The following is a 6,082-nucleotide window of genomic DNA, read 5'->3' as shown; positions in this document are numbered from 1 at the left end:
CTTCGTGACCCGCCCAGTAGAGGAGGTACTCCCACGGGAATCCACGGGCGACGACAGCACCATGCTCACGGTACTGATAGGAGACGATATCTTCCTCCGAGAGCGCGTACATCGACCCGATTTGGGACCCCTCCTGCCCCGCCAGTGAGGCGTACGTTCCAATTCGGCCTTGACGCTGAAGGCTGATCATCCGCTCGTCGAATCGTCGGCAAAACCGCATGTCTCGAAACATCGAGACGAGCATCTCGTCGTCCAGATCCGGGAGTAGATGAGGCGAGACGACAGTTCCGTCGGCAGCTAAAATTTGAACCATCTCGTCAGAGTCGGACGATAGCACGCCTTCAGTCGATTCCATGGATGCTGTGCTGTTCGTTCACAGGTGTTATCAATCCAAGGCAGATACGAGGTCGAGACAGATTGCAGTCGGACGAACTGAGATCGACGTCGTTCGGCAATAGTATTGTCCACTATTTACAATATAGAATGGCCTAGACATATTTCATAAATTGGAGTATAAGAGAGGCCGATCGGACTGACTCAGTAACTTAGTTTCTTTACTGATACAGCGGGGTACATCATTTGCTATTTGTAGTTTTTAACCTACTCAACTCACTCTTTTCGGGTAGATACCCCAGTTTTTCGCAAGCGCCACCGTTCAAAAAATACTACTTCTGAGCCTCCATTGGTGTGTCAAATATAATTACATATTGTTGATGTGAGTGTGGATTTTGAAATATGGTATTGACTAAATATTACACTACTTACGATGCATCGACACTGTGCCCGTCGATAGCCAAATGAGAAGCACGGATGAAACTGTGTCGACGCGATGGTACCGTGGTGAACTCTACAACTGAAGACGTCTCCAGAGTGCTCAGCATCGTCGCAGGTGCTTAGTCGAGGGCCGCGTCACTCCTCCATCGAGCGCTTCGTACAGAGCCAAAAGCCACCGCCAAATCCGACCAGCGTGACCGCCACGAGGCCAACATCGACGAGCGCAATCGCGTACGCGGCAGTTCCTGGTTCGAGATACAACAGCGAAAACCCGAGGAGGAGACCCATCACGATGCCGATGGCGACGAACAGCGGGAACCGGTCTCGCTGTTCGCAGATAACGTCGGCAATCGTCTCTAAGCGTGCCATACAGTGTCGTATCCAGCACTGATTATCAAGGTCCCGATTCGACCGATATCGGTCAGGTTTCGGTCGACATGAGAAGGTGGGTTCTCACTGTAGACCAGGGGTGGGTGGAAGCCGCAACCAACCATCCACAGCAGCGGTCCTAATCCATCAAGGGGTCGCTGTCCCAATAGGTGTGGTTCGGGTCGTCCCTGAAGCAGGCGACGCGATGGCCAGCAGTCTCGCCGGACTGCTGTAGTTGTGGAGTCACCTCACGGCACGCTTCACGTGCTTCGGGACAGCGAGTGTGGAAACGGCACCCACTCGGTGGATTGACTGGGTCTGGGATGTCTATCTTCCGCATCGGTGGCTCACCAGCCTCACCCGACTGTCGGGACAGGTTAGGCGTCGCCCAGCGGAGGACGTTCGTGTAGGGGTGACTGGGGTCGTCGATGAGTTGGTCTGCTGGACCAACTTCGACGAGGTTCCCGAGGTACATCACACCGATGCGACCATCGCCGTGTTCGGCGAAGTACCGTGCGTTCGAGAGGTCGTGTGAGACGAAGACGAACGAGGTGTCGAAGTCCGACTGCAAATCGAGCATCAGGTCCATCATCTCGACCCGCAAGGAGACGTCGAGTGCGCTTATCGCCTCGTCGGCGAGGATGACGTCGGGATTCATCAAGAGGGCGCGAGACAGCGCCACACGCTGTTTTTCTCCACCACTGAGTTGGTGTGGGTACCGGTCTGCGAAGTCCGCTGCAGGGTTCATACCGACACGTTCGAGAAGCGCGTGAATCCGTTCGCGTCGCTCGTTGGCACCGACCTCTGGGTGAGTGAGCTTGATCGGTTCTGCGAGGATATTCAGAATCCGGCGGTTTGGATTGAGCGAACTCCCTGGGTCTTGGTGGATAATCTGGAGTGACGACCGGATCTCGTCGAACGACAGTTCTCCGTTGCCATCTTTGGCGGCCCAGATATCCTGGCCTTTGTACTTCACCGTCCCACCCGTCGGCCGCTGGAGTCCGATAGTCGTCTTCCCGAGCGTGGTCTTCCCACACCCGCTCTCTCCAACGAGTGCGAGGACGTCGTTCTCCTCGATGTCGAGTGAGACACCGTCGACTGCTTTGACCACGTCCGGGTCCTCGAAGAAGTCCAGCAGTCCTTGCTCTTTTTCGAAGTGGACTTCGACGTTTTCGAGTGAGATGAGTGGTTCGTCGCGCTGGTCGACACCAGCCAACGATTCGTCGACACGGCTCACGAATCATCACCTCCCGAGACCGGGGCGGATTCCTCGGAACGCTCGAAGTGCAGCGCAATCTCGTCTCGTGCATCTTCGGGGTGGTGACAGGCCACGGCGTGGCCGGAGTCGAGTTGCGTGAACGCTGGGTCTTCGACCCGGCACTCTTCGGTGGCAAGTGGACATCGTGGTGCGAACGAGCACCCCTGTGGAACGTTGATCGGTGCTGGACTCTGGCCTTCGATTGGTCGCATGTCTTCGAGCGGTGCTTCGATGTCGGGCGTCGCGTTGAGCAACGCTCGTGTGTATGGGTGACCGCTATTCCCGATGAGTTGCTCACGATTGCCGACTTCGATGAGTTGGAAGGCGTACATGACGGCCATCCGGTCGGCGAGTTCAGCGACCAGCGGCAGGTCGTGGGTGATGAACACCATCGTAAGGTCGTACTTATCCTGTAAGTCCTCGAGCAACGTGAGGATGGAACGCTGCATCAGGAGGTCGAGTGCGGCAGTCGGTTCGTCCATCACCAGCACCTCGGGTTCGAGGATGAGCGACAGCGCGATGAGTGCTCGCTGTTGCATCCCCCCGGAGAGTTCGTGCGGGTACGAGTCCAGCACACGTTCTGGGTCGAGGTACAGGTCAGAGAGGAGTTCACGAGCGAACTCCATCCCCGAGGTAACGTCGGCGTCGTGGGCCTTCAGCGTCTCTTTGAAGTGCCCACCAATCTTCATCGTCGGGTTGAACGAACTCATCGCGCCCTGGAAAACCATCGCCACCTCTTCCCACCGAAACTCTCGGAGTTCGTCGTCAGAGAGTTCGAGCACGTCGACTGTGGTCCCATCGTCGCGGTGGTAGAGTATCTCACCGGACAGTCGTCCGGGGTCGGGGATGGCGTCGAGCATCGAGTCGGCGAACATCGACTTGCCACTCCCACTCTCGCCCACGATACCGAGAATCTCCCCACGTTCGATAGACGTGCTCACGTGGTCCAACACGTACGTCTCACCGCCGTCGTACGTGACGGCCGCGTTGGTGATTTCGATGATTGGGTCGTCAGTCGTCATAGATGTCGTAGTGTCGGCAGTGCCGTGTTGTTTGGCAGTCATCTACAGTACCTCCGTCATGCCGGTGTCTTTCTCGTCGGTCGAAGCCGTCGACTCAGACTCACCCGTCAGACGAGTGCGAACGCGTGGGTTGAACACGCGGTCCATACCCTGTCCGAGGAGGATGAGGCCGATCGAGAGACCGATAATCGCGGCCATCGGGACGATGAGCCAATGTGCAGCACTCCAAGAGAACAGGGCACCACCATTGTACGCGAAGTTCAGGGTGACTCCCCAGTTCTGGTCGGAATACGGCAACACGCCGAGGAAGAACAGTCCGATAGAGGCGAACACGACGTACCGTGCGGCGAACACGAAGTTGACCGTCACGTACGGCATGATGTTCGGAATCACGTCCTTCAGGATGATTCGCGGCGTGCTCACCCCCATCGTCCGCGAGGCTTCGACGTAGTTGTTCTCTCGAATCGTCAGCACCTGTGAATGGATGGACCGACCGAGGCCAGCCCAGTAGTTGACGTTGATGATGATACCCAGCAAGATAGGGTTCTTCGGATTGAACGTGATGGCGAGGATCATCACCAGCGGGAGACCAGGGATGGCCATGACGAAGTCCGATATCGACATCAACACGCGTCCGACCGAACCGCCCTTGTAGCCAGCGACGGTCCCGACGAGGACAGCGATGCCAGTCGCCCAGAGGCCACCCGAAGTGACCATCAACAGGATGTCAGGGGTCGAGTGGATGATGAGTGCGGCGAGGTCCGTCCCCGACGCGGTCGTTCCGAGTGGGTACTTCATGTTCTCGAACAGCATCAGGTACCGAGGAGCCTGACTGGTCGAGGGTTCTCGCCAGAGACCGAGGATGGCCACCAGCGACAACAGTAAGTAAAAGCCGATGATGAGCAATCCGAGTCGGGTTCTGCTGTCCGACCACGCGACGATCATCGGTTTCAAGACGTTTTCTTCGTAGAACTCCCGAAGTCGCTCCTCGCGAGTCACCGTCACCGACGACGAGGCCGAACCCCGCCAGTCGACGCCAGCACCGTCCGTAGCCAGCGTGCTGGACTCGTCTCCCTCAGTACGCTTCATCAGAACCTCCGGCGCTGATTCGTGGGTCGATCTTGCTGTAGGTCAGGTCGGCGATGTAGACGCCGACGATGAGTGCGACGGTGATGACGAGGAACGTCGCCATCATGAGCGGGTAGTCGTTCGCCTTCAGTGCGGCGAACATGTAGTATCCGAGTCCGGTGTACGAGAATATCTGCTCCAGAATGACGGTCCCCGACAGGCGGAACCCGAGGAGCAACAAGAACCCGGTGTACATCGGAAGGATGGCGTTCCTCGCGACGTATCGAGTTGCAATCCGGCGGTCGGCGAGTCCGCGAAGTCTCGCGACGCGGACGTAGTCGTTACCGAGCACCTGGATACTGTTCCCGCGCATGGCCAACGCTTGCCCACCAATCCCGCCGAGCGTGTACGAGAAGATGGGCAAGATGCTGTGTTCGAGTGCGCTGAGCAAGAACGGGATGCTCAGTTCTTTCTCGACGCTGGCCCCGACTGTTCCCGCCGTCGGCAACCATCCCCACTGGTACGAGAAGACGTACAGTGAGATGACGGCGACGACGTAGAAGGGGACGGACATCAGGGCAATCGAGAGGCCACTGAACGCCTTGTCGAACCGTGAGCCTTCCCAGTAGGCCTGTAACGACCCGAGGAAGATACCGACGGCAAACATGAGAATCGTCGACACGAGGACGACGAACACCGTCCACGGCACCGCTTCGGCGATAATTCGTGCCACTGGTTCGCCCAGTGAGATGGACTCGCCGAAATTCCCCCGAGCCACTGCCCCCATGTAGTCTAGGTATTGCTGCCAGAGCGGTGCGTTGGGGTTGATGTTCTGGAGATTCGCAATCCGGGCGTCGACTTCCGATGCCGGAACACCCTGTCGAAGCAGTTGCGCGCGCAACTGCGTGAAGGGGCCGCCTGGAAGGAGGCGAATCAGTCCGAACGTGAGCGTCGCCACCGCGAAGATGGTAGCGAACACCCTGAGCGTCCGACGGACGTAGTAGTTACTCATCGTGACGTGACTCCAATCCGTTCATTTCCTGGCCATGAGCTGACCCTGGCGTGGGAGCCACTCGCTTGGCCACTTGACTGCTCGTTCGTCACTGCCTTCCTCCGGGATGTCCCACTCGTCGTCGGTGAGCCACGACTGGTCGAGCTTCGCGACCAGTCCCAGCACTGGGAGGTTCTGATTGTGGTGCCACGCGACACGCGTGATGATTTCTTCCGTCGTGGCTCGGTCCTGCGTGGTCGAAACTTCCTGAATCTCCGACAGTGGGTCGATAGTCATCTCACCGCCGTCCATTCCGGGGACAGTCTGTTCACCCTCCGGGAAGTTGTGTCCGCCGTCGATGTCCGGGATGTTGAGCTGCCAGCGGAGCGGGAAGTACGGGAACGCAGACCGCGCCCCTCCGGGCATCCAGTAGAGCGCACCGATCTTGAAGTTGGATTCGACGTAGCCACCGAAGTAATCGCCCGTCGGTTTCTGGCTGATTTCGAAGTCGAAGCCGAACGAGTTCAGTTGGTCGACGACAGTGTTCGTCGCCGTGGTCCAGTCCGTCCAGCCAGCGGGTGTGTAGTACGTTCCACCGAG

At 58.0% G+C, this 6,082-nt stretch carries 6 protein-coding genes and 1 pseudogene; all 7 read right to left on the bottom strand.

The window, feature by feature from the left end:
- The coding region (locus AUR66_RS14185) for a thiamine pyrophosphate-dependent enzyme (RefSeq protein WP_269432594.1) at positions 1-355 on the bottom strand (355 nt) is incomplete at its 3' end.
- Positions 356-909: 554 nt separating this feature from the next.
- Complete coding sequence (locus tag AUR66_RS14180; protein ID WP_058572937.1) at positions 910-1,143, bottom strand: hypothetical protein; 234 nt, start codon at positions 1,141-1,143, stop codon at positions 910-912.
- A 139-nt stretch (positions 1,144-1,282) separates the two neighbouring features.
- On the bottom strand, positions 1,283-2,380 hold the full coding sequence (locus AUR66_RS14175) for an oligopeptide/dipeptide ABC transporter ATP-binding protein (protein ID WP_058572936.1): 1,098 nt from the start codon (positions 2,378-2,380) through the stop codon (positions 1,283-1,285).
- Positions 2,377-3,465: an ABC transporter ATP-binding protein gene (locus AUR66_RS14170; RefSeq protein WP_394326262.1), complete on the bottom strand. Its 1,089-nt coding sequence runs from the start codon at positions 3,463-3,465 to the stop codon at positions 2,377-2,379. The genes AUR66_RS14175 and AUR66_RS14170 overlap by 4 nt, the downstream gene beginning before the upstream one ends.
- Complete coding sequence (locus tag AUR66_RS14165) at positions 3,466-4,512, bottom strand: ABC transporter permease (protein WP_058572935.1); 1,047 nt, start codon at positions 4,510-4,512, stop codon at positions 3,466-3,468.
- Positions 4,499-5,503, bottom strand: coding sequence for an ABC transporter permease (locus AUR66_RS14160; RefSeq protein WP_058572934.1), 1,005 nt, complete (start codon positions 5,501-5,503; stop codon positions 4,499-4,501). Before AUR66_RS14160 ends, AUR66_RS14165 begins: the two co-directional genes overlap by 14 nt.
- Positions 5,504-5,524: 21 nt before the next feature.
- A pseudogene (locus AUR66_RS22130) lies at positions 5,525-6,082 on the bottom strand (ABC transporter substrate-binding protein); the annotation flags it as partial.

This window comes from Haloferax profundi (assembly GCF_001469865.1).
Lineage (GTDB): Archaea > Halobacteriota > Halobacteria > Halobacteriales > Haloferacaceae > Haloferax > Haloferax profundi.
The sequence above is the reverse complement of the archived record's forward strand: the minus strand, read 5'-3'. Positions and strand labels throughout refer to the sequence as shown.